At 68.2% G+C, this 26333-nt stretch carries 26 protein-coding genes; 12 read left to right on the top strand and 14 right to left on the bottom strand.

The annotated features are described in order from the left end of the window. Positions 1 to 87 precede the first annotated feature (87 nt). The 3 genes from ACTJJ4_RS16710 to ACTJJ4_RS16700 all read right to left on the bottom strand — a co-directional run bounded on the left by ACTJJ4_RS16710 (position 88) and on the right by ACTJJ4_RS16700 (position 3404). Entirely contained in the window at positions 88 to 978 is an 891-nt protein-coding gene (locus ACTJJ4_RS16710; RefSeq protein ID WP_440944351.1) for a carbohydrate ABC transporter permease, read from the bottom strand. After that, complete coding sequence (locus ACTJJ4_RS16705) at positions 975 to 1985, bottom strand: carbohydrate ABC transporter permease (protein ID WP_440944350.1); 1011 nt, start codon at positions 1983 to 1985, stop codon at positions 975 to 977. The genes ACTJJ4_RS16710 and ACTJJ4_RS16705 overlap by 4 nt, the downstream gene beginning before the upstream one ends. Positions 1986 to 2057: 72 nt before the next feature. After that, positions 2058 to 3404, bottom strand: a complete 1347-nt coding sequence (locus ACTJJ4_RS16700; protein ID WP_440944349.1) for an ABC transporter substrate-binding protein — start codon at positions 3402 to 3404, stop codon at positions 2058 to 2060. A 248-nt stretch (positions 3405 to 3652) separates the two neighbouring features. Here ACTJJ4_RS16700 and ACTJJ4_RS16695 point away from each other — a divergent pair, with 248 nt between their 5' ends. Then, complete coding sequence (locus ACTJJ4_RS16695; RefSeq protein ID WP_440944348.1) at positions 3653 to 4678, top strand: LacI family DNA-binding transcriptional regulator; 1026 nt, start codon at positions 3653 to 3655, stop codon at positions 4676 to 4678. Positions 4679 to 4711: 33 nt separating this feature from the next. Here the strand turns inward: ACTJJ4_RS16695 and ACTJJ4_RS16690 are convergent, their stop codons facing one another. The 8 genes from ACTJJ4_RS16690 to ACTJJ4_RS16655 all read right to left on the bottom strand — a co-directional run bounded on the left by ACTJJ4_RS16690 (position 4712) and on the right by ACTJJ4_RS16655 (position 15011). After that, complete coding sequence (locus ACTJJ4_RS16690) at positions 4712 to 7735, bottom strand: glycoside hydrolase family 2 TIM barrel-domain containing protein (protein WP_440944347.1); 3024 nt, start codon at positions 7733 to 7735, stop codon at positions 4712 to 4714. A gap of 153 nt (positions 7736 to 7888) precedes the next feature. Then, complete coding sequence (locus tag ACTJJ4_RS16685; protein ID WP_440944346.1) at positions 7889 to 9076, bottom strand: bifunctional 2-methylcitrate synthase/citrate synthase; 1188 nt, start codon at positions 9074 to 9076, stop codon at positions 7889 to 7891. 4 nt (positions 9077 to 9080) lie between these two features. Next, positions 9081 to 10052, bottom strand: coding sequence for a methylisocitrate lyase (gene prpB / locus ACTJJ4_RS16680; RefSeq protein ID WP_440944345.1), 972 nt, complete (start codon positions 10050 to 10052; stop codon positions 9081 to 9083). 70 nt (positions 10053 to 10122) lie between these two features. After that, on the bottom strand, positions 10123 to 11652 hold the full coding sequence (locus ACTJJ4_RS16675; protein ID WP_440944344.1) for an MmgE/PrpD family protein: 1530 nt from the start codon (positions 11650 to 11652) through the stop codon (positions 10123 to 10125). Beyond that, on the bottom strand, positions 11649 to 12305 hold the full coding sequence (locus ACTJJ4_RS16670; RefSeq protein ID WP_440944343.1) for a GntR family transcriptional regulator: 657 nt from the start codon (positions 12303 to 12305) through the stop codon (positions 11649 to 11651). Before ACTJJ4_RS16670 ends, ACTJJ4_RS16675 begins: the two co-directional genes overlap by 4 nt. A gap of 83 nt (positions 12306 to 12388) precedes the next feature. Further along, positions 12389 to 12988 carry a methionine ABC transporter permease gene (locus tag ACTJJ4_RS16665; RefSeq protein ID WP_440944456.1) on the bottom strand — a complete coding sequence of 200 codons (600 nt, stop codon included), beginning with the start codon at positions 12986 to 12988 and terminating at the stop codon, positions 12389 to 12391. Positions 12989 to 13056: 68 nt separating this feature from the next. Continuing rightward, entirely contained in the window at positions 13057 to 14106 is a 1050-nt protein-coding gene (locus ACTJJ4_RS16660; RefSeq protein ID WP_440944342.1) for a methionine ABC transporter ATP-binding protein, read from the bottom strand. Then, positions 14103 to 15011: a MetQ/NlpA family ABC transporter substrate-binding protein gene (locus ACTJJ4_RS16655; protein WP_440944341.1), complete on the bottom strand. Its 909-nt coding sequence runs from the start codon at positions 15009 to 15011 to the stop codon at positions 14103 to 14105. Before ACTJJ4_RS16655 ends, ACTJJ4_RS16660 begins: the two co-directional genes overlap by 4 nt. Before the next feature lie 170 nt (positions 15012 to 15181). On the opposite strand from ACTJJ4_RS16655, the gene ACTJJ4_RS16650 reads away from it, so the two are divergent. The 5 genes from ACTJJ4_RS16650 (at position 15182) to ACTJJ4_RS16630 (ending at position 18480) form a co-directional block, all read left to right on the top strand. Further along, a complete protein-coding gene (locus ACTJJ4_RS16650) occupies positions 15182 to 15538 on the top strand; it encodes a PadR family transcriptional regulator (protein WP_285637844.1) in 357 nt (118 codons plus the stop codon). A 1-nt stretch (position 15539) separates the two neighbouring features. Further along, the gene (locus ACTJJ4_RS16645; RefSeq protein ID WP_440944340.1) at positions 15540 to 15908 is read left to right on the top strand and encodes a DUF1048 domain-containing protein; all 369 of its coding nucleotides are present in this window, start codon (positions 15540 to 15542) and stop codon (positions 15906 to 15908) included. Then, on the top strand, positions 15905 to 16693 hold the full coding sequence (locus tag ACTJJ4_RS16640) for an ABC transporter ATP-binding protein (RefSeq protein ID WP_440944339.1): 789 nt from the start codon (positions 15905 to 15907) through the stop codon (positions 16691 to 16693). The genes ACTJJ4_RS16645 and ACTJJ4_RS16640 overlap by 4 nt, the downstream gene beginning before the upstream one ends. Beyond that, on the top strand, positions 16690 to 17457 hold the full coding sequence (locus tag ACTJJ4_RS16635) for an ABC transporter permease (protein ID WP_440944338.1): 768 nt from the start codon (positions 16690 to 16692) through the stop codon (positions 17455 to 17457). The genes ACTJJ4_RS16640 and ACTJJ4_RS16635 overlap by 4 nt, the downstream gene beginning before the upstream one ends. A 210-nt stretch (positions 17458 to 17667) precedes the next feature. Further along, positions 17668 to 18480: an aspartate/glutamate racemase family protein gene (locus tag ACTJJ4_RS16630; protein ID WP_440944337.1), complete on the top strand. Its 813-nt coding sequence runs from the start codon at positions 17668 to 17670 to the stop codon at positions 18478 to 18480. Here ACTJJ4_RS16630 and ACTJJ4_RS16625 read toward each other — a convergent pair. Further along, positions 18386 to 19165, bottom strand: a complete 780-nt coding sequence (locus tag ACTJJ4_RS16625; protein WP_440944336.1) for a GNAT family N-acetyltransferase — start codon at positions 19163 to 19165, stop codon at positions 18386 to 18388. The two genes, ACTJJ4_RS16630 and ACTJJ4_RS16625, sit on opposite strands and share 95 nt — an antisense overlap. Positions 19166 to 19394: 229 nt before the next feature. Then, on the bottom strand, positions 19395 to 19760 hold the full coding sequence (locus ACTJJ4_RS16620; protein ID WP_440944335.1) for a DoxX family protein: 366 nt from the start codon (positions 19758 to 19760) through the stop codon (positions 19395 to 19397). A 122-nt stretch (positions 19761 to 19882) separates the two neighbouring features. On the opposite strand from ACTJJ4_RS16620, the gene ACTJJ4_RS16615 reads away from it, so the two are divergent. The 4 genes from ACTJJ4_RS16615 to ACTJJ4_RS16600 are packed head-to-tail and all read left to right on the top strand — an operon-like array spanning position 19883 to position 23100. Further along, complete coding sequence (locus ACTJJ4_RS16615; RefSeq protein ID WP_440944334.1) at positions 19883 to 20296, top strand: winged helix-turn-helix transcriptional regulator; 414 nt, start codon at positions 19883 to 19885, stop codon at positions 20294 to 20296. Positions 20297 to 20340: 44 nt separating this feature from the next. Continuing rightward, a complete protein-coding gene (locus ACTJJ4_RS16610) occupies positions 20341 to 21018 on the top strand; it encodes a response regulator transcription factor (protein WP_440944333.1) in 678 nt (225 codons plus the stop codon). A 40-nt stretch (positions 21019 to 21058) separates the two neighbouring features. Beyond that, positions 21059 to 22327 carry a sensor histidine kinase gene (locus ACTJJ4_RS16605; protein ID WP_440944332.1) on the top strand — a complete coding sequence of 423 codons (1269 nt, stop codon included), beginning with the start codon at positions 21059 to 21061 and terminating at the stop codon, positions 22325 to 22327. A gap of 56 nt (positions 22328 to 22383) precedes the next feature. Then, positions 22384 to 23100 (top strand): hypothetical protein, encoded by a 717-nt coding sequence (locus ACTJJ4_RS16600; protein ID WP_440944331.1) that lies wholly within the window; start codon positions 22384 to 22386, stop codon positions 23098 to 23100. 49 nt (positions 23101 to 23149) lie between these two features. Here ACTJJ4_RS16600 and ACTJJ4_RS16595 read toward each other — a convergent pair whose 3' ends face one another. After that, complete coding sequence (locus tag ACTJJ4_RS16595; protein ID WP_440944330.1) at positions 23150 to 24103, bottom strand: EamA family transporter; 954 nt, start codon at positions 24101 to 24103, stop codon at positions 23150 to 23152. A gap of 39 nt (positions 24104 to 24142) precedes the next feature. Between ACTJJ4_RS16595 and ACTJJ4_RS16590 the strand changes: the two genes are divergently transcribed. Together ACTJJ4_RS16590 and ACTJJ4_RS16585 are read left to right on the top strand one after the other, a co-directional pair. After that, entirely contained in the window at positions 24143 to 24679 is a 537-nt protein-coding gene (locus tag ACTJJ4_RS16590; protein ID WP_440944329.1) for a CGNR zinc finger domain-containing protein, read from the top strand. A 322-nt stretch (positions 24680 to 25001) separates the two neighbouring features. Continuing rightward, on the top strand, positions 25002 to 26273 hold the full coding sequence (locus ACTJJ4_RS16585) for an ABC transporter substrate-binding protein (protein WP_440944328.1): 1272 nt from the start codon (positions 25002 to 25004) through the stop codon (positions 26271 to 26273). Positions 26274 to 26333 lie beyond the last annotated feature (60 nt).

Raw genomic sequence — 26333 nt, 5'->3', positions numbered from 1 at the left:
GGACAGTGGATGCGACTGGTCCGTCATAACCGAGGATCTGCCGGATGCGGCCGAGAGAACGGCCGGATCCGACTCTGTACAGAGTGTTCATCCCTTCACCGCTCCGACCGACATTCCCTTGATGAAATAGCGCTGGAAGCCGGCGAAGATCGCGATCGACGGGATGACCGCCAGGATCGCACCCGTGTAGATCAGCTGCCACTGCGAGGTCAGAAGGCCGATCATCCGGTTGATCGCGACGTTGATCGTTCCTGCAGAGGAAGAGTCGAGGAACACCAGTGGGACGAAGAAGTCGTTCCACAGGCCCAGAGCCTGGATGATCACGAACGCACTGGTCACCGGCATCAGCATCGGGAAGACGATCAGCCAGAACGTGCGAAGCCGGCCCGCACCGTCGACGTGAGCGGCTTCTTCGACTTCGATCGGGATGCCCTTGATGAAGCTGCAGTAGAGGAGGATGCCGAAGCTCGACGCCCCGCCGAGGTGAACGAGGATCACGGCCGTGAGCGTGCTGTAGAGGCCCACCTCGTTGAACCCCTTGACCAGCGGGATCATCCTCACCTGGAAGGGGATCATGAGGCCGGCGATGAACAGGACGTATAGGAAGCGGCTGGTCCAGCCACCTACGCGTTCGATGCCGTACGCGGCCATCGGGACGACGGCGACCAGCAGCACCACCGTTCCGACGGTGATGATGAGCGTGTTCAGCAGCGCTTCAGCGTAGTCGGTCTGCTGGAACAGGGCGATGTAATTGTCGAGCGTGAACCGGGTCGGGAGGCCCATCGGATCGATGGTGATCTCGGCGTAGGAGCGGAACGACTGGAGCAGGGCGTAGATCACCGGCGATGCGACGACGAGGACGAGCACCGTGAGCACGGCCATCACGACGACCTCGCCGGGACTCCACTTCTTCTTCTCCCTCGGCGTGCGCGTCTTCTTGGGCAGCACGTGTGCACGGGTGGTGTCGGCGGCGCTCATGCCTGGATCTCCCTCTTGCGCATGTAGGCGTTGGCGCCGACGGTGCTGACGATCACGACGATGAACAGGACCACGGCTGCGGCCGAGCCGAATCCAGCTCGGTATTCCCCGAAGCCGACCTTGTAGATGAAGAAGGCCATGGTTTCGCTCACGAAGCCCGGCCCCCCTGCTGTGAGCACCATCACCTGATCGAAGATGACCCAGCCGGCGATCATCGCCAGGGTCATGTTCACGGTGACAGCTCCGGCGATCATGGGCCAGGTGACGTTCCAGAAGACCTTCCAGCCGTCCGCGCCATCGATTCGGGCAGCTTCGAGCAGCTCCTGCGGGACGGACTGCAGGTTGGCCAGGTAGATGAGAGTGGTGTTTCCGCCGAGCGTGAAGCAGGCGATGAACAGGATGACCCAGACCACCATGCCGCTGTCACCGAGCCAGTCGCGGGTCCAGCTCGGCAGCCCGAGATCGCGCAGCACTCCGTTGACCATCCCGAAGTTGTAGTTGAGCAGGTACTTCCAGATCGTGGCCATGATGAACGCGCTCACCAGGGCGGGCAGATACACCGCGGTGCGGAACAGGCCCTGAGCGTGATTGAGCCGGTCGAGCATGAGCGCGATGGCCAGCGCGATCACATTGACGATGACGGCGGACCCGAGCCCCAGGATCAGGGTGTTCTTCACCGCGTTCCAGAAGCGGCCGTCGTTCAGGATGATCTCGTAGTTCTTCGCGCCGATGTAGTCGTACGAGTCGCTGATCCCATCCCAGTTCGTGAAGCTGAGCTGCACGGACTGCAGCGACGGGATGATCACCATCAGCAGATAGACCACCAGTGCGGGGATCACGAATCCGATGAGGACGAGACGTCCGCGGGTCGCGATGCTGATGCCCCGACGCCGGGAAGGTGCGTCGCGAACGACATCCGGCGTGCCCGCGAGATGCGGCTCATCGGTGAGGAGCGCGGCGGCGCCGATGACGCCGATACCGCCCTCCATCGAGCTCTGATCGCTCATGTGTCCTCCTTCGGAAACGATGGGTCAATGGTCCGGGGCCGGGCGCAGACTGTGCCCGGCCCCGTGGCGGAATCAGCCCGCCGCTGCAACCTGGTTCTCGAGTTCTTTCTGAGACTTGTCGATCGTCTGATCGATCGTGGTCTGCTCGTCCTGCATCTCGATCCGCGCCTGACGGAAGAACGTGTTGAAGGCGCTGAAGGTGGGCAGCTCGGGCGAGTTCTCGTACCAGACGAGGTTCGGGTTCTTCAGCAGCGCGAAGTAGTCTGCGGCGCCCGGAATGGATTCGTTCAGCTTCACTTCGTCGGACTTCTTGATGTTCGGATTCAGCCAGCCGCTCTTCTGCATCAGGTTCGCGGCGTCGACGGAGTAGAAGTACTTCAGGAACTCGATCGATGAGGCCAGTTCCTTCTTGTTCTTCGCCGCCTGCGACGAGATGGCCAGACCGCCTGCGGTGTCGCCCACGACGCTGTTCTTGAGGACGTAGATCTTGCCGTCCTTCGCCGGGACGATGAACATCCCGGCGTTGAACTTCGGATCGACCTTGCTGATGTCCATCAGTCGTCCCAGCCCGGCCGACGATGTGGCCATGACTGCCTGCTTGTTCACGAGCAGGGTGGTCGTCTGCGCATCGGCGGTGGACTGCCACCCTTGCAGCACGTAATTGTCGGTGATGTCCTGAAGCTCCTCGAGCGGGGCGCGAAGATCGGCGATGCTGGCGTCGCCGTTCACGACCGCGTTCCAGAACCCTCCCTTGTCGGCGTACTCGGCGAACGTCGGTGCAGCCAGCGGCTTCCACAGCTGATCCGAGGGCCACACCTCCGCAGCCGCGGTCGCCAGCGGCACATCACCATTGGACTTGATCTTCTTCATCAGAGAGATGAAGTCGTCGTAGGTCTTCGGCACGGACAGGTCGTGCTTCTTGAAGTAGTCCTTGTCGTAGACGATGTTGATGCCGATCTCACCGTTCAGAGCGCTGTAGGGAGTCGTGTAGACATTGCCATCGGCCGCCGGGGCGAAGGCGTCGGGCTGCAGCAGGTCGGTGACCTCCGACGGGATGGGCGCGAGCTTGCCGGCCTTCACGTAGGTCAGAGTGTCGCGCATGTCGACGATCGCCGGCCACTTGCCGGTCGCATCGACCGTCTTCAAGGCGGTGGCATAGTCGCTGCCCGCAGGCAGGGGGTCGAGCTTCACGGTGGTCGTGTCGCTGTGCTCGTTGAAGTCCTTCACGAGAGCATCGACCGTGCTGTTCCAGGTCTCGTCGCCCGTGGCATAGAGGAATCGGATCGTGGTCTTGTCCGCTGACCCACCGGCGGCGTTTCCAGCCCCGGAGCAGCCCGCGAGCGCCAATGATGCGATGGCGACACCGGTCGAGGCGATGAAGAGCCGTCGCGTGAAAGTCTGCTTCCATGCGTCGTGCATGTGATCTCCTTTGATGTGCAGATGGGGCGGTGAGGTCCTTATCGAGTTCGACGCCACCAAGACTGTAACTAGTTGCAAGTCAGTTCTACATCGGCGGGGACGATTGCGCAAGACCTCGGAAAGCATTTTCCTGCGATCTGCGCAGAGGCAGACTGGCCGGTTGCGCCGGGTACCCGTCCGTCCGGGTTGATCGGGTCCCCGTCCGTCCCGGTTGATATCGTTCAGATAGGGCGGAGAAGGAGCACTCGGTGGCGGACAGACCCGACGCACGCGTATGGCGCGCCCCGTCGATCATCGACGTCGCACGAGAGGCCGGGGTGTCCGCGCAGACCGTCTCTCGGGTGGCCAACGGCATGGACATCGTGCGGCCGGCGACGCGCGAGAAGGTGCTGGCCGCGATGGACCGGCTCGGCTACCGGCCGAACTCCGCCGCCCGCGCGCTGAAGTCCGGCCGGTTCCGCACCCTCGGCGTGATCATGTCCGGTCTCTCCAGTTACGGCAACATGCGCACGCTGGAGGCCATCGCCAACGAGGCGTCGCGGGCGGGCTACTCGCTGGCGCTGACCCCGCTGTGGACCATCGCCCAGGCGGGTCTCGCCGGGGCGTTCGTGCGGCTCGCGGAGCAGGCGGTGGACGGGGTGCTCGTCGTGCTCGAGGCGCACGACCTGCACGACTCCGATCTCGCGCACATCGCTGGCATCCCCGCGGTGGTGGTGACGGCGGGCGGCTCCCAGCCCTACCCGACGATCGACATCGACCAGGCCCAGGGCGCGCGGCTGGCCACCGAGCATCTTCTCGGCCTCGGCCATCGCACGGTGTGGCACATCAGCGGCCCCGAGGACTCGTTCTCCGCTCGTGACCGTGCGGCCTCCTGGGAGGCGACGCTGCGCGCGCACGACCGCGAGGTCCCGCCGGTGCTGCACGGCGACTGGAGCGCGGCATCCGGTCACGCCGCCGGGCTCCGGCTGGCCGCCGACCCGTCGGTGACCGCCGTGTTCGCCGCGAACGACGAGATGGCCCTGGGCGCCATGCGCGCCCTGCGCGAGGCCGGGCGGATCGTGCCGGACGACGTGAGCGTGGTCGGCTTCGACGACATGGACATGGCCGCCGACTTCCAGCCGCCCCTGACCACCGTCCACCAGTACTTCGACCGCGTGGGCACCACCGCCGTGGAGATGCTGGTCGACCGGATCGAGCACCGCGGGGAGACGGGGCCGGGACTGGTCCCCACCGATCTCGTCGTGCGCGCCAGCACCGCGCCGCCCCGCCGGTGAAGGCACAGGCGGGGCGGCTCCGGGGCTGACGGGCTAGATCCCCCGGAAGGCGAAGCGGAACTCGAGGTCGCCGGTCGGCAGCAGGTGCTCGGCCAGCGGACGCGCACCCCACGAGTCGTCGCCGGCGACGCCGCGGCGCATGAGCGCCGGCCGCACGATCGTGCGGTGGATCGGCGGCAGCTCGTTCGGATGGAGTGCGCTCTCGATCTCTGCGGGCGTCCAGCTGAGCGCCGAGAACTCCATGGTCGGATCGCCCTCGAAGCGCAGCCCGACGCCCTGGGCATCCGTCACCTCGGCCCAGCGCACGCCCGTGCGGTTCCCCGCCTCCTGCGGGTTCAGGTAGGGCGTGAGCATGTCCGGCACGCGGCGGTCGTAGACGCCGAGCCGGGCGCCCGCGCGGCGGTCGACGTAGCACTCCTCCGGCCCCTCGCCGTACCAGCGCACCCGGTCGTAGTCGGCGGGCATGGCGAGCATGGTCGCGAACTCCGGCATCGCGGGCATGCCCTCGGGCACGTGCATCCGCTGCGTGACCTCCACCCGGCCGGAGCCGTCGATCAGGTAGCTCAGCTCGCAGTGCGTGACGGGGTTCGTCGGAAGCTCGTACCGGTACCCGATGCGCACCCCCTGCTCCTCCTGCATCACCGAGATGTCCGCCGGCTCGTGGTATCCGCTGGCGCGTCCGTACCGGCTGGCCAGCAGCCACTGCCCCTCGTCGAACGGTCCGTTCCAGCCGCGCTCGTTCGAGGTCGGCGCGTGCCAGAAGTTCGGGGTCACGGTGCCGGCCAGCAGCTCGCGACCTCCCGTCCGCGACCCGCCGAAGCGGTACGAGCCGAGCCCGTTGAACAGCCGCGAGAAGAGCACGTGGAACCCGGGTCCGTGCACGCCGATGCTCAGGGTGCCCTCCACGACCTGGGGCCGGGCGGCCACGACAGCCGGCGCCGGCTCGCCGACAGCGACCACGTGCTCGCCCCAGGCCACCTCGTGCCCGGATGGCGCCCACGCCGTCGCGACGCGCAGGTGCAGCGACACGACGATCGCGTACTCCCCCGGCATCCGCGGCACGTCCACCGGCAGCGGGTACGAGCGGGTCTCTCCGGGAGCGACGTCGGTGTCGATGATGCCGGAGGCCACCACTGCGCCCTCGCGGGCGATCGACACGCGCGTCTCGAAGGCCGAGGACGAGGTGAACAGCATCCTGCTCGTGATCGCGACCCCGGCGGGCGAGACCTCGACGACGAAGGGCTGGTACAGCTTCTTCATCTCCTGCGCCTTGGGCGAGAGGGTGCGGTCGGCGAAGAGGATCCCGTTGCCGCTGAAGTCGTGGTCGTGCGGCGCCTCGCCGTTGTCGCCGCCGTAGCCCAGGAACTCGCGCCCGTACCGGTCGCGCATCCGGATGGCCTGATCCGCGAAGTCCCAGATGAATCCGCCCTGGAACAGCTCGTCGCGGTACGCGAGCTCGACGTACTCCGCCACACCTCCGAAGGAGTTGCCCATCGCGTGCGCGTACTCGCACAGGATGAACGGCTTGTCCCGATGCTCGCGCAGCTGGCGCTCGACGGCGGCGGCCGGGGTGTACATCTGGCTCGTGATGTCGGTGGTCTCCGGATGCCGCGGATCCCAGGTCACGCCCTCGTAGTGGACGGGTCTGTGATCCGCCTGGCGGAACCAGTCGGCCACGTCCCGCAGCACCGTGCCGCCGTACGACTCGTTGCCGCACGACCAGATCACGACGCTCGGGTGGTTGCGGTCGCGCTCGAGCATACTGCGCGCACGGTCCAGCGCCGCCGGCCGCCACTCGTCGTGGTCGCCGGGGATGGCGATGTCCTCCGCCGCGCCGCGCTGGCGGATCTCGGTCCAGCGCCCGTGCGTCTCCATGTTCATCTCGTCGATGACGAGCAGCCCGTACTCATCGGCCAGCTCGTAGAACATGGAGTCGTTCGGGTAGTGGCTGGTGCGCACGGCGTTGACGTTGTGGGCCTTCAGCACCCGCATGTCGGCCTCGGTCACCTCCCTCGACGGGACGCGGCCCGCCAGGGAGAACTCGTGACGGTTGATGCCGTTGAACACGACGCGCACGCCGTTGAGCGAGAGCACGCCGTTCTCGATTCCGAAGCGGCGGATGCCGACGCGCTGCGGGATCACCTCGGTCACCGTCCCCTCGGAATCCCGCACCTCGATGATCAGCTCATGCAGGTGCGGGTCCTCCGGGCTCCACAGGCGCGGATCCTCGACGTGCAGCACCAGGGCGCCGTCCCCGCGGGCCGTCAGCTCGCCGAGCCCGTCGATGCGCGCGGAGGCCGATCCTTCGCCCGCGAGATCCACGTGCAGCTCGATGTCGGCGGATGCCAGATCGTCGGCCACCACGGTCCGCACGCGCAGGTGCTCGACGTGCACGGCCGGGCGGCGGTACAGCACGACGTCGCGGAAGATGCCGGAGAAGCGGAAGAAGTCCTGATCCTCCAGCCACGATCCGGAGCTGTAGGTGAAGATCTGTGCCGCGAGACGGTTCTCGCCTTCGATCAGGGCATCCGTCAGGTCGAACTCGCCGGGCGTGAAGCCGTCGGTGCTGTACCCGATGTACCGTCCGTTCAGCCACACCGCGATCGCGCTCTCGGCGCCGTGGAAGCTCACGCTCAGGCGCTCACCGGTCTGCAGCGGGGCGTCCAGCGTGAACGTGCGGACATAGCATCCGATCGGGTTGTCGCGTTCGGGCACCTGGCCGGGGACGATGTCCTCCTGACCGTCCCAGGCGTACCCGACATTGACGTACTGGGGGCGGTCGTAGCCCTCCAGTTGCAGGTGCGACGGCACCCTGATCGTGTCCCAGGCGGAGACGTCGTACCCCGGGTCGGCGAAGCCCGAGGGCGCCTCCCGCTGATTGCGTGCGCAGCGGAACGCCCAGCGTCCGTTGAGGGACTGCTCGAAGGAGCTGACGCCGGTGCGGGCCTCGTCGGCGTCGCGGAACCAGCGGTGGTCGGAGTGCGCCGGCAGGCGGTTCTCCGAGACGAAGCGCGGGTCGGCGATGCGGTCGATGTCGAAGGCGGGATCGATGGTCACGTGGTGGCTCCCCTGCTCGGATGTCACCAGAATGATAACGTGAACATTCTTCCCCGTCACCCCCGGACGACTTCGGGCACGAGGTCCGCGCCGCAGCGCTGATCCTCGTGCCCGAAGCGATGCCTCACCGGGAGGCCGAGAGACGGATGCCGGTCAGCCCGCGGCCTCCTCGGGACGCTCCTGCACCTCGATCGCTGCGGTGTCGGGCGAGTAGCTGTCGATGTGGCGCTCGTCCACGCCGTTGTACGCCGACAGCGGCCGGATCAGGGCGTTGGACGCCTGCTGCTCGAGGATGTGCGCGGTCCAGCCCGTGATGCGCGCCGCGATGAACAGCGGCGTGAACGTGAGCGTGTCGTAGCCGATCAGGTTGTACGCCGGGCCCGACGGGTAGTCGAGGTTCGGGTAGATGCCCTTGCGCTCGACGAACTCGCTCTCGAGCTTCTCGTACAGCTCGGCGACATCGGGCCGGTCGTAGTGCTCGACCAGCGTGTCCAGCGCAGCCTTCATGGTCGGAACGCGCGAGTCCCCGCGCTTGTACACCCGGTGCCCGAAGCCCATGATCTTGCGCTTCTCGGCGAGCGCCCGCTCCAGCCACGGCACCACCTGATCGGCCGAGCCGATCTCGTCGAAGATGTGCATGACCGCCTCGTTGGCGCCGCCGTGCAGCGGGCCCTTCAGCGCGCCGATCGCGCCGACCACGGCCGAGTACAGGTCGCTGAGCGTCGAGGTGATCACCCGGGCCGTGAACGTGGAGGCGTTGAAGGAGTGCTCCGCGTACAGGATCATCGAGCGGTTGAAGGCGTCGACGACTACGGCGTCCGGCTCCTCGCCGAAGGTGAGCCAGAGGAAGTTGGCGGCGTAGTCGAGGTCGTCGCGCGACTCGATCAGGGCCTGGCCGCGGCGACGCCGCTGACCGTAGGCGACGATCGCGGGCAGCACGGCGAACAGCTGCAGGCTGCGCTGCAGGTTCTGGTCGGGAGTGCCGACCGCATCCAGCACGTTGCCGGTGCCCGCGGTCTCGATGGCGCCGATCACGCTGACCGCGGTGCGCACCTCGTCCATCGGGTGCGCGTCCAGCGGCAGCGCGTCGATGGCGTCCTTCACCCGCGGCGGGAGCGCTCGGTGCGCCCGCTCGGTCTCGCGGAACTGCGCCAGCTGCGCGGCATCCGGCAGCTCGCCGTTCCACAGCAGGTAGGCGACGGCCTCGAACGGCTGGGTGGCCGCCAGCTCCTGGACGGGATATCCGCGGTAGAGCAGGCTGTTCGTCTCGGGGTTGACCTTGCTGATCGCGGTCACATCGGCGACGACGCCGGCGAGGCCCTTCTTGATGTCTTCGGTCATGAGCTCAGTCCTTCGCGTACTTCGTCTCGTCGCTGCGCTCCTCGCTCAGCAACCGGGTGGAGGTCGCTTCGCGACCCGGGTGATCAATACTGAAGTTGAAGACGCCGGAGTCGAAGTGGTTGTACGACTCGTAGTCGATGAGGTCATACAGGTCGGCGCGGTGCTGCATCTCGCCGAGCTTGGAGGTGAGGTGCCCCTCCTCGTTCAGCGTATCGAGTGCGCGACCCGCCGCGCCCATCGCGATCCGCAGCAGCGACACCGGCCAGATGACGATGTTCACGCCCACGTCGCGCAGCTGGTCGACCGAGAACAGGTCGCTCTTGCCGAACTCGGTCATGTTCGCCAGGATCGGCACGTCCACGGCATCCCGGATCGCGGCGAACTCCTCCAGCGATCGCATCGCCTCGGGGAAGATCGCGTCGGCGCCGGCATCCACCAGCGCCTTCGCGCGGTCCTTCGCGGCCGATAGCCCCTCCACCGCGGCGATGTCGGTGCGCGCCATGATCAGGAAGTTCTCGTCCCGACGGGCGTCGACGGCGGCGCGGATGCGCTTGAGGGCGGTCTGCTCGTCCACCACGGCCTTGCCGTCGAGGTGGCCGCAGCGCTTCGGATTGATCTGGTCCTCGATGTGGGCGCCGGCGAGGCCGGCATCCTCGAGAGTCTGGATCGTGCGGGCGACGTTCATCGGCTCGCCGAACCCGGTGTCGGCGTCGATGATCGCCGGCAGGTCGGTCATCCTGGCGATCTGCTGACCGCGGCCGGCCACCTCGGTGAGCGTGGTGAGGCCGATGTCGGGCAGGCCCAGGTCGGCGGAGAGCACCGCACCGGAGATGTAGACGCCCTCGAAGCCCCTCTGCTCGATGAGCCGGGCGGACAGCGGGTTGAACGCACCTGGGAAGCGCAGCAGCTCGCCGGTCGCGAGCCGCTCGCGGAACAGACGGCGCTTCTCGTGCGCCGGAGTGGATGAGTACAGCATCAGATTTCCTTCCGGACTGTCGGAGCCTCTGACGGACGCGAGGACTCGCCCGCGGCGGCAGCCGCGCGCATCAGAACAGCCCCTTCGGAGCCTCGGGGGCGGATGCCAGGACGCCGGGCTTCGCGATGATGGACAGCTCCCCCACCTCGGCGGCGGTCAGCTCGGGCAGGCGCTGCACCAGTTCCAGGAAGCGCTCGATCTCGGAGGCGTCGAGCACCGGGTCGGCCAGGATGCGGAACTTGCGGATGTACTGCTCGCGGCCGAACGGACGGGCGCCCAGCGGGTGGGCGTCGGCGACGGCGATCTCGTCGATGACGGTCTCGCCGTTCGTGAGCGTGATCTCCACGCGACCGCCGAACGCCTTCTCGGCCGGGTCGATGGAGTGGTACCGGCGGGTCCACTCCGGGTCCTCGGCCGTGGTGACCTTGTGCCACAGGGCGACGGTGTCCTCGCGCTGCGCGCGCTCGGGCAGGTAGGAGTCGACGTGGTGCCAGGTGCCGTCCTGCAGCGCGACGGCGAAGATGTACGGCACGGAGTGGTCCAGCGTCTCGCGGGATGCCTTGGGGTCGTACTTCTGCGGGTCGTTCGCCCCCGAGCCGATCACGTTGTGCGTGTGGTGGCTGGTGTGCAGCACGATGCTCGCGATGTTCGCGGGGTCGCGCAGCTCGGGACGGGCCGTGCCCAGGCGACGGGCGAGGTCGATGATCGCCTGCGCCTGGTACTCGGCGGAGTGCTCCTTGGTGTAGGTGTCCAGGATGCCGCGCTTGGCCTCGCCGGCGGCGGGCAGCGGCACATCGTAGGAGGCGTCCTTGCCGTCCAGCATCCAGGCGATCACGCCGTCCTCGCCCTCGTAGATGGGCGACGGGCTGGTCTGGCCGCGCATCGCACGGTCGACGGCCTCGACGGCCATCTTCCCGGCGAAGGCCGGGGCGTGCGCCTTCCAGGTGGAGATCTCGCCCTTGCGGCTCTGCCGCGTGGCGGTCGTGGTGTGCAGCGCCTGGCCGATGGCCTGGTAGATGGTCTCGGCATCCAGTCCCAGCATGGTGCCGATGCCGGCGGCGGCCGACGGGCCGAGGTGGGCGACGTGGTCGATCTTGTGGGCGTGCAGCGAGATGGCGCGCACCAGGTCGACCTGGATCTCGTAACCGGTCGCGATGCCGCGCACCAGCGCGCGTCCGTCGCAGCCGGCGTGCTGGGCGACGGCGAGGATCGGCGGGATGTTGTCGCCCGGGTGCGAGTACTCGGCCGCGAGGAACGTGTCGTGGTAGTCGAGCTCGCGCACGGCGACGCCGTTGGCCCACGCGGCCCACTCGGGGCTGGTGCGCTCGTCGAGCTTCGCACCGAACACGGCGGAGCCCTTGCCGCCGGTGGAGACCGGGTGGCTGAACGCCTGGGCGCGGGCGGCGACGATCGGGCCGCGGGTGAGGGATGCCGCGGCGACGGACGCGTTGTCGATGATGCGGTTGATGATCATCTCGACGACCTCGGGCTCGACCTCGACGGGATCGACCGCGACCTGCGCGATCTTCCAGGCCAGCTGCTCCTCACGGGGCAGATCCTCTTCGGAGCGGTAGACGCGGACGTGATGGGTGACGGTCATGGGGTTCCTTCCGGGAGGGTGCTCGGGCTGTCGAGCGAGGTCAGGATGCTGTCGAGGGCATTGTGCAGGTGCACGTGGGTGGCGTGGGCGGCGAGCTCGGCATCGCGGGATGCCAGGGCGCGGGCGATGAGCTGATGCTCGGATGCCGATGCCGCCAGGCGCTCGGGCTTGTCCCGCGCCATGCGGCGCACGCGCACGAGGTGCGTGCGCACGGTCCGCAGTGCGGAGGTGAGGTAGTCGTTGCCGTGGGAGGCGTCGACCTGGGCGTCGAGGCGTGCGATCAGCGCGTAGTACGCGTCCCGGCCCTCGCCCTCGTCGAGGTCGACGTGCGCGAACTCCGCGGCGAGCGCGGCGAAGGCAGCCGCGTCGCCGCGCTGCGCGGCGAGTCGCGCGGCGGTCTCCTCCAGCGCGCGGCGGATCTCGAAGAGCGAGCGGATGTCGTCGGCATCCAGGTCGGCGACGACCGTGACCCGCGGCGACTGCTGCACAGCCAGGCCGTCGGCGGCGAGCCGGCGCAGCGCCTCGCGCAGGGGCGTGCGGCTGACTCCGAGGCGCGCGGCCTGCTCGACCTCGGCGAGCACGGCGCCGGACGGAAGAGCCCCGGACTGGATCTCGTCGAGGAGCGCAGCATACGCTCGTTCACTGGCTCGCACGCCATCAGTGTATACATACGTGGGTCGGATGATCAATCAGAGCCGGGTATCATCCCCTATTCGTATACATTCAAGCGACAGCTCTAACGGCGCAGGATGCGCTGGGCGAGGCGGTTCCCGATGAACTGTCCCACCTGCACGATCACGACGATGATCGCCACAGTGACCCAGGTCGCCCCCTGATCGAACTGCTGGTAGCCGTAGATGATCGCGAAGTTGCCCAGCCCACCGCCCCCGATGTAGCCGGCCATCGCCGACATGTCGACCACGGCGATGAACATGAAGGTGTAGCCGAGGATGAGCGGGGCGAGCGCCTCGGGGATGACCACGCCGAACAGGATGCTCAGCCGCCTGGCGCCGATCGCGCTGGCCGCCTCCACGATCCCGGGGTCGACCGCGACCAGGTTCTGCTCGACGACGCGGGCGATGACCACGGTCGCCATCACCACCATCGGCACGATCGCCGCCGTGGTGCCGAGCGTGGTCCCGACCACGGCCTTGGTGAGCGGCCCGACCGCGGTGAGGAAGATGATGAACGGGATGGGCCGGACCAGGTTGATGACGATGTTGAGGGTCTGGAACACGATGGGGTTCGCGAACAGGTTCCCGGGTCTGGTGGCGTACAGCACCGCGCCGACGATCAGTCCGGCCGCACCGGCGATCACCAGGGTGACGGCGACCATGAAGACCGTCTCCTGGATGGACTGCAGCAGGACCGGGGTCAGCGAGTCCCAGCTCGCGGCGTCGCGGATCACGGACCCACCACCGCTCGCGCGTCCGCGCCTGTGAAGATCGTCGCCTTCGTGCGCTGCGAGAGCTCGGCGGCGGCGCGCCGGACGGCATCCTGCTCAGCCCTGATCCGGTAGGTCAAGGTGCCCAGCTGGCGCCCGAGGACGTCGGTGACACCGCCGTAGACGACGGTGCCGCGCAGACCGTGCGCGTCCAGCACGGCGGCGATGTCCTCGGTGGTCACCTCGTTCACGTCCACGCTCAGCAGCACCCCGCCTCCGGAGAGCAGTGCGGCCAGGGTCTCCCCCTCCGGGAGCCCCTGCGTCACCGCTGCGACGAACCTCTCGGTGAGGGCGGCCTCGGGGTGCGCGAACACGCGGTAGGTCTCGCCGCTGTCCACCACCCTGCCGCCGTCCATCACGATCACCTGGTCGCACAGCTCGTGGACGATCGAGATCTGATGCGTGATCACCACGATCGTCACCCCGAGCTGCCGGTTGATGCGCCTGAGCAGCGCGAGAACCTCGGCCGTGGTCTGCGGGTCCAGCGCGCTGGTGGCCTCGTCGGCCAGCAGGATCTCGGGCTCGGTCGCGATCGCCCTGGCGATGCCCACGCGCTGCTTCTGCCCGCCGGACAGTCTGCGCGGATGCTGCGACGCCTTGTCCCCGATGCCGACGAAGTCGAGCAGCTCGTCGACCCGGCGGTCGATGTCGACCCGCTTCCAGCCCGCCACCTTCAGCGGGTAGCCGACGTTGCCGCGCACGGTGCGCGCATTGAACAGGTTGAACTGCTGGAAGATCATCCCGATCCGGCCGCGCAGCGCGCGGAGCGCCGAGGGCGACGCCGTCCCGACGTCGACCCCCAGCACGTTCACGCTGCCACTGCTCGGCTTCTCCAGCCCGTTGATCAGGCGCACCAGGGTGGACTTCCCCGCCCCGGAATAGCCGATGACGCCGACGATGGAGCCCGCCTGGACTGCGAGGCTCACATCGTCGACAGCCACCAGCTCGGGGGCGCGCTTCGGGCCGGGGAAGGCCTTGGTCACGCCCTCGAAGCTGATGACCGAGCTCACTTGTGCGCCCGGATGTCGTCCTCGAGCCTGGTCAGCTCGTCCTGCAGCTGAGCGGGGGTCCACTCGGCCTTGAACTTGAGATTGCCCTGGTTGAGCTCGGTCACGGACGCCTCGACCTCGGTGGAGTGGTAGGCGTCGATGATCTTCTGCCAGACCTTGTCGTCCTTGCGATCGGCCTTGACCACGAAGGCGTTGATGTACGGCGCGAGCTTCGGATCGTCGAGGTCCTCCTTGAAGATGATCCGGTCGTCGCCGAGACCGCCGCGCTGCGCCTGGGTGTTGTTCACCACGGCGGCCTGCGCGCTGCCGTCCTTGAGCGCGGTGACCGTCTGATTCGAGTCGACGGGCTTCAGCTCGATCTTGGAGGTGACGACATCCGCCGGCGTGGACAGCGCGTTGCCGCCGTCCTTGAGGGTGAGCAGGCCCGCCGTCTGCAGGTTCAGCAGAGCGCGCGCCAGGTTGGTGGGATTGTTGGGCAGCGCCACGGTGGCGCCCTCGGGCAGGTCGTCGACGCTGGAGTACTTCTCGGAGTAGAGCGCCAGCGGGTAGACGGCGGTCGCTCCGATCGGCACGAGATCCGCCTTGTTGTCGACGTCGTACTGCGCCAGGAAGATCAGATGCTGGAACAGGTTGATGTCGAGGTCGCCGTCCTTCACCCCGTTGTTGAGCTGAACGCCGTCGGTGAAGTTGCGGACCTCGAGCTCGATGCCCTCCTTGGCGAGCTTGTCCTTGAGGATCCCCCAGTGCGCCTCGGTCGCATCATCGGCGCCGAGCACGATCTTCTGGGTGCCGGACGACGAGGACGACGGCTCGGAGGCTGCGGCCGCGCAGCCGGCGAACGCCATCATGCCGGCCGCCAGGACGGCGAGTGCGGTCAGGATGCGAGGTGCGCGGTTCTTGGTCATGTCGCCATGCAAACAGGAAGACGACATCGCGCGCACTCCGGCTGTCATGGTGCGACACCCCCTGTCATGGAACGTCATGAAAGAAGTCAGTATTCAGTCTTGCTAAGTACCACTACTCAGTGTTACTTTGTACCGGTAGTCATCATCACTGAGTAGCGAAAGGAGCGGCCATGGGAAAGCAGATGACCGAGATGCTCAAGGGCACCTTGGAAGGCATCGTGCTCGCACTCCTGTCGGGCAGACCGGCATACGGGTACGAGATCACCACCCAGCTGCGCGACCGCGGCTTCGAGGAGATCGCCGAGGGCACCGTGTACGCGCTGCTCGTGCGCATCGAGCAGAAGGGCCTCGTCGACATCGAGAAGGTGCCGAGCGAGAAGGGCCCGCCGCGCAAGGTGTTCACCCTCAACGCCCAGGGCGAGCAGGAGCTCGCCGAGTTCTGGAGGACCTGGAGCTTCCTCGCAGATCGCATCGAACAGCTCCACTCCCCCGCAGCATCCGAGAACCCCTCTGAAGGAGAGAACTGACATGGCCATGAAGTGGATCGAAGCGCTCACCGGATCGCTCGAGCAGAAGAAGCAGTACCGGCAGGACAAGGCGCGCATCGACGGGCTCGCCGAACCGTACGGCAGCGCCGCCAAGGCGATGCACCGCTACCTGCTGAACACCAGCGGCATCGTCGACGGCGACATCATCATCCGCATGCTCACCGACCTCGCCGACCTCTGGGAGACCGCCGCCGTCGACGGCACCCCCGTGCACGACATCGTCGGCGATGACCCGGCCGACTTCGCGGACACGTTCGCGAAGGCGTACGCGGCGAAGGAATGGCAGGACAAGGAGCGCGCACGGTTCGTGAAGGCGCTCGAGGACGCGAAGAAGGAGGAGCGATCATGAACGACGCACGCACAGACGCCGGCACGGCGATCTCGGTCCGCGGCATCGAGAAGTCCTTCAAGGACCTGCATGTGCTGCGCGGCGTGGACTTCGAGGTGGGCAAGGGCAGCATCTTCGCCCTGCTCGGCTCCAACGGCGCCGGCAAGACCACGCTCGTGCGCATCCTGTCCACGCTGTCGAAGGCGGATGCCGGCACGGCCACCGTGCACGGCTTCGACGTGGCATCCGAGCCGCTCGACGTGCGCCGCTCGATCAGCCTGACCGGGCAGTTCGCCGCGGTCGACGAGATCCTCACCGGACGCGAGAACCTCGTGCTGGTCGGGAAGCTGCGGCACCTGCCCGACCCCGGTGCGGTGGCGGATGCGCTGCTCGCCCGGTTCCGGCTCACGGATGCCGGCGGCAGGCGCGCCGGCACCTACTCCGGCGGCATGCGCCGCCGGCTCGACATCGCGATGAGCCTGGTCGGCGAACCCGAGGTGATCTACCTCGACGAGCCGACCACGGGGCTGGACCCCGAGGCGCGCATCGAGGTGTGGAACGTCGTGAAGGAGCTGGCGGATGCCGGTCGCACGGTGCTGCTGACCACGCAGTACCTCGACGAGGCGGAGCAGCTGGCCGACCGCATCGCGATCCTGCACGAGGGTCGCATCATCGCGAACGGCACGCTCGCCGAGCTGAAGCAGCTGCTGCCGGCGGCGAAGGTCGAGTACGTCGAGAAGCAGCCCACGCTCGAGGAGATCTTCCTCGCGCTGATCGGGCCCTCATCCGAGAGGAGCGCAGCATGACCACCCACTTCGTGGCGGACACAGCCACACTCACCGGCCGGTCGATGCGCCACATCCTGCGCAGCGCCGACACCATCATCACCACCGCGGTCACGCCGATCGCGCTGATGCTGCTGTTCGTGTTCGTCTTCGGCGGTGCGCTGAAGCAGAGCATCGGGGACGGGAGCTACGTGAACTACCTGCTCCCGGGCATCCTGCTGATCGCCATCGCATCCGGCATCGCCTACACGGCGTTCCGGCTGTTCACCGACCTGCAGGGCGGCATCTTCGAGCGGTTCCACTCCATGCCGATCTCCCGATCGAGCGTGCTGTGGGCGCACGTGCTGACCTCGATGGCGTCGAACGGCATCACCCTGGTCATCATCTTCGCGGTCGGGTTCCTGTCGGGATTCCGCACGGGGGCGAGCGTCTGGGCGTGGCTGGGCGTGATCGGCATCCTCGCCCTGTTCACTCTGGCGCTGACCTGGCTGGCGGTGATCGCGGGCCTGTCCGCGAAGACCGTCGACGGGGCGAGCGCGTTCAGCTACCCGCTGATCTTCCTGCCGTTCATCAGCTCGGCGTTCGTGCCGACCGAGACGATGCCGGGTCCGGTGCGCTGGTTCGCGGAGAACCAGCCGGTCACCTCGATCGTGAACACCATCCAGGCGCTGTTCGAGGGGCAGCCGGTCGGCTCGTCGATCTGGATCGCCCTGGCCTGGTGCGTCGGCATCCTAGTCATCGCGTACGTCTTCGCGATGCGCGCCTACCGGAGGCGGATCGGCTGATCCCGATGCCCTCCAGGTCGCAATTCGTCGCGGAACGGCCCGGCATCCAGCATCCAGGTCGCGATTCGTCCCGGTATCCCTCGCGGATACCGGGACGAACTGCGACCCGGACAGGTGACGGATGCTGAGAACGGGACCGATCGCGACCTGGAGCTGCGCGATCCTCGTCCGATTCCGCTCACGTCGTCCGCCGACCGATAGCGTGAGGGCATGCAGACGATCGGCGTGCTCGGCGGGATGAGCTGGGAGTCCTCCCTGGACTGGTACCGGATCGCCAACGAGAAGGTCAGGGAAGAGCTCGGCGGCTTCCACTCGGCCCCGATCCTGCTGGACTCGCTCGACTTCGCGGAGATCGAGGCGATGCAGGCATCCGGCGACTGGGATGCGGCCGGCGAGGTCCTCGCCGCCCACGCCAAGAGGCTCGAAGCCGCCGGAGCCGGACTCGTCGTGCTGTGCACGAACACCATGCACCTGGTCGCCGACCGGATCACCGACGCGATCGGCATTCCGTTCCTGCACATCGCGGACACCACGGCAGAGGCGATCAGCGCGACAGGCCTGCAGACGGTCGGCCTGCTCGGGACCGCCTTCACGATGGAGCAGTCCTTCTATCGAGACCGCCTCGCCTCACACGGCATCGCTGCGGTGATCCCGGATGCCGAGGACCGTGCGACCGTGCACGGCATCATCTACGACGAGCTGGTGCAGGGCATCGTCACCGAGGAGTCGCGACAGAAGTACCGCGGCGTCATCGAGCGGCTCGTCGACGCGGGAGCGCAGGGCGTCATCCTCGGATGCACGGAGATCGAGCTCCTCATCACCCAGCAGGACTCCGCTGTGCCGGTGTTCCCGACGACGGCGTTGCACGTGGCAGCCGCTCTGAAGGCTGCGGGGCTCTGTGACGCAGCGAACGGAGACGCTGCCGGGCTCAGCGGGTCCAGACGTACGGAGTCGTCGTCGACACCTTCACCAGGCCGGAGCGCTCCAGGATCGGGCGGGAGAACTCCGTCGAGTCCGAGTTGATCAGGGTCTTGCCGAGCGCGAGCGCCACCTCCGCGCGCCGCGAGGTGAGCGCACGGTAGATGCCGCGACCCCGCCATTCCGGCAGCGTCGCGCCACCCCAGATACCGGCGAAGTCCGTGCCCTCCACCGGCTCCAGGCGTCCCGTGCTGACGACGGCGCCGTCGGCCACCGCGATCCACAGCTCCTGCTGCTCGCCGGACTCCCGGCGCCGCACCGCATCCTCCGCGCGGCTCCGCCAATCCGGGTCGTCGAAGACGATGCCCTGCATCTCGTACGACGCCCGGATGTCCTCGACGGACGACGCCCGCCGCACCTCGACGCCCTGCGGCAGGTCGACGTCCGCGACCAGACCCTCGGCGCGGCCGACCATGATCGACTCCGGCTCCTCCGCGACGAATCCGCGCTCGAGCAGCTCGTCCTCGAGGCCGGGCGCGAGGTCGTGTCCACGCGTCTTCCACTCGACCGAGGAGGCTGCGGTCCGTTCACGGAAGTGCTCCAGCGCAGCATCCACCAGGTCTGCGATCTCCCGCGCATCAGCCGGCAGCGACCGGTAGGTGATGAAGCCGCGATCGCCCCGGAACTGCGCGAGCCACAGCGGACCGAGCCGTTCCACATCCACTTCACCGTGCAGCTCCGCGGCACCCCGCAGCTGATCGTCGTACGCCTGCAGCAGATCCTCGTGCATCCGTCGATCCTCGCAGGTCGTACGCTCGTCGGCCCGCAACCGATCGCCCGCGTCCAGGTCGCGATTCCTCCCGGTACCGCGTCCCGACCGCAGCCCGGGTCACGGATGCTCAGAACGGGACGAACTGCGACCGGTAGCGTCGGAACCGGCTCAGATCATGCTCCTGCCGGACTTGGCGGGCGCGCCGGTCGCGACGACCGGCTGCGAGGCAGCGGTGTCTGTCATGAGGTCACACCCCTGCGAAGCGCAGCACGGCGATCGCCACGGCTACCAGCATCATGACGATGTTGGGAACGAACGGCTCGCCGTGCTTGCGGTGCGCGAAGATCGCGAGGAACTGGATGAGTGCGATGCCGAGCGCCGCGATCGGCGTGAGGATCGGCAGGATGCCGGTGAGCACGGGCACGATCAGCCCGATCGCGCCGAGCACCTCGGCGATGCCGATCAGGCGCACCTGCGTGTCGGTGTAGTCGTCGAGCATGGGCATGGGGCGGGCGCCGCCGTGCGGCTTGGCGATCTTGCCGCCGCCCGCCATGAGGTTGAGGAGGGCGAGCAGACCGGAGAGAACCCAGGTGATGATGGTGAGGACGATCATGAGGAGCAGAAGCCTTTCTGAAGTTACTATCGGTAACTGAGGTACCATGGGTAAGTATTCCGATGTCGGGCCAGGCACTTCAACGTGACCTGGTCACATCGAGGTAACCGAAGGAGCACGTCATGAGCGTCGAAGACAGGATGGCGACCATCCATCAGCCGAGCATGCATGCGATGTGCGGACACGACCCGATGGAGTCCGAGCTGTTCCGCTCGGTGCTGTCGCGCATCGGCGACAAGTGGTCGGTGATGCTGGTCGGGATGCTGCACGAGGGCCCCCGCCGCTTCACCGAGCTCAAGCAGATGACGCCCGGGATCTCGTCGCGGATGCTGACCCACACGCTCCGGCAACTGGAGCGCGACGGGCTCGTCGAGCGGGAGATCTTCGCCGAGATCCCGCCCCGCGTCGTCTACAGCTCCACACCCCTCGGCAAGAGCCTTGCCGGGCCGATGCTCGCCGTCGCCGAATGGGCATCCGACCACCAGGCGGAGATCAGCGCCAATCGCGAGCGCTACGACGCGTCAGCCGAGGACTGATCCTCTTCAGCCCCGCTTCAGCGGGATCCGGCCAGACTGAGATCATGCGGATCCTGCTCGTTGACGATGAGGTGCGCCTCGCCGACGGCATCCGCCGCGGCCTCGAGGCCGAGGGCATGCTCGTCGATGTCGCCCACAACGGCGTCGACGGCCTGCGGATGACCACCGACGCCGACTACGACGCGATCGTGCTCGACGTGATGATGCCGGGCATGAGCGGGTACCGCGTCTGCCAGGCGCTGCGCGCGGACGACATCTGGACGCCTGTGCTGTTCCTCACCGCCAAGGACGGCGAGTGGGACGAGGTGGAGGGCCTGGACACCGGCGGAGACGACTGGCTCACCAAGCCGTTCTCGTACCCGGTGCTCGTCGCCCGGCTGCGTGCGCTGATCCGGCGGGGCGGGCGCGAGCGTCCCGCGGTGCTCGAGGCCGGTGACCTTCGACTGGATCCCGCGGCCCGGCGGGTGTTCCGCGGCGACGCGGAGGTGGCGCTGACCGCCCGCGAGCTGTCGGTCCTCGACTTCCTGATGCGCCGGCGCGACGAGGTCGTCACCAAGCCGGAGGTGATCGCCAACGTGTGGGGAGACGACTTCGACGGCGACGCCAACATCGTCGAGGTGTACATCGGGCATCTGCGCGCCAAGCTCGACCGCCCTTTCGGCCGCGAGGCCATCGAGACCGTGCGCGGCGCCGGCTACCGGCTGTCCGGGACGGGCGGCTGACGTGGCCGGAGCGCCCTTCTCCCATTCGATCCGAGCACGCGTGACGGCAGGCGCCTTCATCGTCGTCGCCGTCGTGCTCGGGATCGCGGCGGTGTCGACCGTGCAGATCCTGGCCGGCGCCCTGACCGACGGCGTCCGGGTCTCGGTGGAGCAGGATCTCGAGACCATCGGGGCGCGGCTCGAGACGAGCCCCTCGGCCGGGCGGACCCTCGACGACATCGGCGATGACGTGCTGGTGCGCCTGGTCGGATCCTCGACCGTGGTCAATGACGAGGATGCCGCGGCCCTGCCCTCCGTCTCCGAGGACAGCACCCGCCGAGTGGTGGTCGACGGGGATGCGTATCTGGTCGGATCCGATGACACCGATGCCGGAGTGCTGACCGTCGCGCGCCCGCTCGAGCACGTCGACGACGCCGTCTCCACGGCGACCGTGCTGCTCGCAGTCGGCGTGCCGCTGGTGCTCGCGCTGATGGCGGTGGTCGTATGGGTGGTCGCCGGACGCGCCCTCGCCCCTGTGGAACGGCTGCGCAGGCAGGTCGACGGCATCGGCGCGACCGACCTCTCGCATCGTGTCGATGCGGGTGACGACGAACTGGGCGCGCTGGCCGAGACGATGAATCGGATGCTTGCGCGCATCGAGCACGCGCAGAGCGTGCAGCGCCGGTTCGTGAGCGACGCATCGCACGAGCTGCGCTCCCCGCTGGCGACGATGCGGCAGCACGCGGAGCTCGCCCACGCGCATCCGGACTCGACCTCCCTGGACGAGCTCGGCCGCGTCGTACGCGACGAGGGCGCCCGGATGCAGGACCTGGTCGAGGGCCTGCTGCTGCTCGCCCGCCTCGACGAGCATCAGCAGCCGCCGTTCGAGCCCGTCGATCTGGACGATCTCGCCCTCGAGGAGGCTGCGCGGCTGCGCGGCATGGGCGTGCACGTCGACACCACCAGTGTCGGTGCCGGTCGCGTGCTCGGCGCACCTCCGCTGCTCGCACGGGCGGTGCGCAACCTCGTCGACAACGCCGCGCGGCACGCGGACCGCGCAGTGACCCTTCGGGTCGCCGCTGACGGACCTGTGGTGCGACTGGAGGTCGAGGACGACGGAGCAGGAATCCTGCCCGAGGATCGCCTGCGCGTGTTCGACCGCTTCGCCCGGCTCGACGAGGGCAGAGCCCGGGACGAGGGCGGCAGCGGCCTGGGCCTGGCGATCGTGCGCGAAGTCGCCGAAGTGCACCACGGCACCGTCGCGGTGGATGCCGGGGCCGGAGGCGGCGCACGGTTCATGCTCGCTCTGCCCGCCGCGCCCTCCGCCTGAAGCGTCCTTCAGGTCGCTTCAGAAGCGCTTCAGCACCTTCTGGGCAGGCTGGAAGCATGAACGAGAACGAGAACCCCCGGCCCGAAGAGAACTCCGCGGAGACGAGGAAGAAGCATCCTCTCCGCAAGCGCGGTCTGCTGATCGGCGCTGCAGCGGCGGTGGCGCTGATCGTCGTGGGCGGGAGCGCCTATGCGATCGGCTCGAACATCGGTGAGGATGACGACGACCGTCCTGCCGTCGTCGGCAACACCACCACGGACGACGGCCACGGCGACCGGAACGACCGGGATGACAGCGACGACGACGGACGGTCGGGCGGCGGCCAGGACGATGGCCGGGGCGCCGGGCTGCCGGCATCCGACGCCGCCGCGCTCCGCGCCGCCGCAGAGAAGGCCGTCGCCGCGGCGGGAGCCGCCGGTGCCACGTCGATCGACGTCGAGCGCACGGGCTACGAGATCGAGGTGCAGCTCGCGGACGGCAGTGAGCGCGACCTGCTCGTCGCCGTCGACGGAACCATCACGACCGACACCGACCGACCCGACGACGACCGTCCGGACCCTGTCCTGGACCTCGCACGGCTCGCCGACATCGAGAAGGCGGCACTCGCGGCCGCAGCCTCGGCCGGCGGCGCGGACGGGGTGATCGACTCGATCTCCGGCTCGGACTCGCCCGGCGTGGCCTACGAGGTCAGCATCCGCCTCGCGGACGGTCGCGACGCCGACGTCGAACTCGCGGCGGACTTCTCTGCGGTGACGACCGACCTCGACGACTGAGCCGTCCGCTCGCCGTTGTCGCGCCGTCCGCCCGTCGGGCGGCGCGACCTCACACCGGAACCGGCAGAGGCTCCTCCTCGGCCACCGCCGGCTCGCCGAGCTTGACGACCACGACGCCCGCGAGCACCAGAGCCGCACCGAGCAGCTGGAGGGGCTCGGGCAGCTGCCCCAGCAGCATCCAGCCGAACAGCAGCGCCGCGACGACCTCGGCGAGGGCGACGAAGGACGCCAGTCTCGAGCCGAGCATCCGTGTCGAGGCGATGCCGAGCACGTAGGCGAGGGCGGTCGCCAGCAGGCCGATCGCGAGCACGGGGACGAACCACGGGACGGTCCCGAAGCGGTAGGCGACCTCGCCGAAGGTGAAGGCCATCGGCAGGACGCCGGTGAGCCCGGCGACGGTCAGCCCGATCGCGCCGAGCAGCAGGCCGGACCCCGCCAGCACGATCGGCGGCATGCCGGTGTCCTCGCGAGCGGAGAGCACGAAGTAGGTAGCGGCGCCGACCATGGCGCCGAGCGACCAGAGGATGCCGGCCGCATCGACCCGCGCACCGGTGAGGATGTCGAGCATGAGCACCAGGCCCGCGAACGCGATCACCGCGCCGAGGATGCTGCGGCGTGTGGGCTTCTCGCCGCGGCGGAGCCAGAGCCAGAGCACCACCGCGATGGGAGCGGTGTACTCGACGAGCAGCGCGATGCCGACATCCATCACGGCGACCGCCTGGAAGTAGAACAGCTGCGTGGCGGTGACGGCGAGCAGCCCGTAGCCGATCACCATGCCGGCGTTGCGGCGAAGCACCGACCAGCGTCCGCGCAGCGCGAGGATCGTCGGCACCAGCAGCACCAGCGCCGCCACCCACACTCGCGCGGTCACGGCCGCGCCCGGGGTCCATCCCGCATCGATCAGACCGCGCGCCCACGCTCCGGACATGCCGAACGAGAACGCCGCGCCCAGCGCGACGAGAAGACCCGCACCAACGCGGGTGTCATGTGCAACATGCCCCATGGGAGATGACACTATTCCGGAGCGATGTAAGGTGTCAACATGATCTTCACCAGTGACACCGAGGAGGCGCTCCGCGCCGCCGTCGCGCTGGTGAACTCCGCGGAGGATCCCGACGCGCTCGCGACCCTGGACGACTACGAGAGCTTCCTCGCCGAGTATCCGTACACCGGCCGCCTCGACCGCGATGCCGCGGAGCTCCAGACCCTGCGCGAGCTGCGCCCGCGCCTGCGCGGAATGCTGCTCGCCCCTCGCGATGAGATGGTCGCGCACGTCAACACCGCCCTGGCGGACGTCACCCTCACCCCGCGCCTGACCCGCCACGACGCGGCCGACTGGCATCTGCACGCGGTCGCCGACGACCACCCGCTGGCCGAGCGGATCCTCGTCGAGACCGCGATGGCGCTGATCGACGTCATCCGCGCCGACGAGGGCAGCCGGCTGGACGTCTGCGCGGACGCCGACTGTCAGGCGATCGCGCTGGACCTCAGCCGCAACCGCTCCAAGCGGTACTGCTCCACCACCTGCGCGAACCGCAACGCCGTCGCCGCGTACCGCGCCCGCCGCGCCTCGCGCTGACGACCGCGCAAGCACCCACCGTCCTTCCGCGCGTTCCTGGCGGCCGGGTCGCATTTCGTCCCGTTCTCAGCATCCATCGCCCACCCGGGTCGCATTTCATCCCGGAACCCGGCCACCGAAGCGGGACGAATCGCGACCCGGACAGATGTTGGGCACCGAGAAGCGGACAGATTGCGACCTGGACGACCGCCGGACACGCGCGCCCACCCACCATCGGCGGGAAAGCGCTTCATCCAATCCCTCGCACACTCTTCACAAACGATTATCGATTAGTGTAATGTCCCTGGAAGCACCCTCCCCATGCATCCCGAAAGGATCAACGATGATCAAGGCTCGACTCCTCGCAGCAGTCGGCATGACCGCGGCCGCCGCCCTGGCACTGGCCGGCTGCAGCAGCGCAGCGGACGCCGGCGACGGCGGAACCTCGAACGAGAAGGTCACCCTGCGCGTGCTCGTCAACGTCACCCCGAACCTCACCGAGAAGTTCTGGAACGACCTCGTCGCCCCGTTCGAGGCGAAGAACAAGAACATCGACGTCGTCATCCAGAACCCCGGCGCCGAAGGCGTCTCGGCTGCGATCCCGCGCCTGCTCGCCTCCGGCGACGCGCCCGACATCGTGCAGTCCCTCGCCCCGAACGGCAAGCTCGCACCCGAGCTCGTCGACCTGTCCAAGTACGAATGGGCCAAGAAGGGCCCGCTCGCCGAGCAGTACTCCATGGACGGCAAGTACCTGATGGCCGGCATCGGCGTGCAGCTGCAGAGCCTGTTCTTCTACAACAAGACCGCCTTCAAGGAGGCGGGCATCACCGAGGTGCCCACCACCGTCGACGAGCTCACCGAGGACCTCGGCAAGCTCAAGGACGCCGGGTGGACCCCGATCCAGGAGGGCGGCGACTGGATGTCCAGCGCCACGCTGCAGGCCCTCGCGCTGCCGACGATCGTGTCCGAGAACCCGAAGTGGTTCCAGGACGTGTCCTCCGGCAAGGTGAGCTTCGGCAAGACCTACGGACCCGCCATCGAGACCTTCGCCGACTGGGTCGCGAAGGGCTACGTCCCCAAGGACGCCCTGGGCATCAAGTACCCCGACGCCGAGCAGGCGTTCCTCTCCGGCAAGACCGCGATCTACTCCATGGGCAGCTGGTTCATGGGATCGCAGGCGAAAGCCACCGACTCGGCCGACATCGGAGTGTTCCGCGCCCCGGCGACCAAGGCCGGCGACAAGCCCGCGATGGGCGCCAACATCGCCAGCCCGTACTCGATCCTCAAGGCGAGCAAGAACCAGGACGCCTCGGCCAAGCTGATCGAGTTCCTCACCACCGACAAGAAGGCGGTCGCGGACCAGCTCGAGGTCGACGGGAACTTCCGCGACGGCTACGAGTACGACATGACGCCCCTCGGCGAGGAGCTGCTCAAGATTGTCGCCGACACCCCGGCATCCGACTACACGCCTACCGGCGGCGGCTACGGCGAGCGCACCATGCCCGACGGGTTCTCGGGTGAGCTGAACACCCAGACCCAGGCGCTGATGGGCGGAACGCCGGCCGCCGACGTCATCAAGTCCATGGACGCCTGGTTCACCGCGAACGCAGGCTGATCGCCGCGGGGGGGGGGGGGGGGGGAGGGGGAAAACCCCCCCCCCCCCCCCCCCACCCCC

The organism is Microbacterium sp. 22195 (genome assembly GCF_052056515.1).
Taxonomy (GTDB): Bacteria; Actinomycetota; Actinomycetes; order Actinomycetales; family Microbacteriaceae; genus Microbacterium.
The sequence above is the reverse complement of the archived record's forward strand: the minus strand, read 5'-3'. Positions and strand labels throughout refer to the sequence as shown.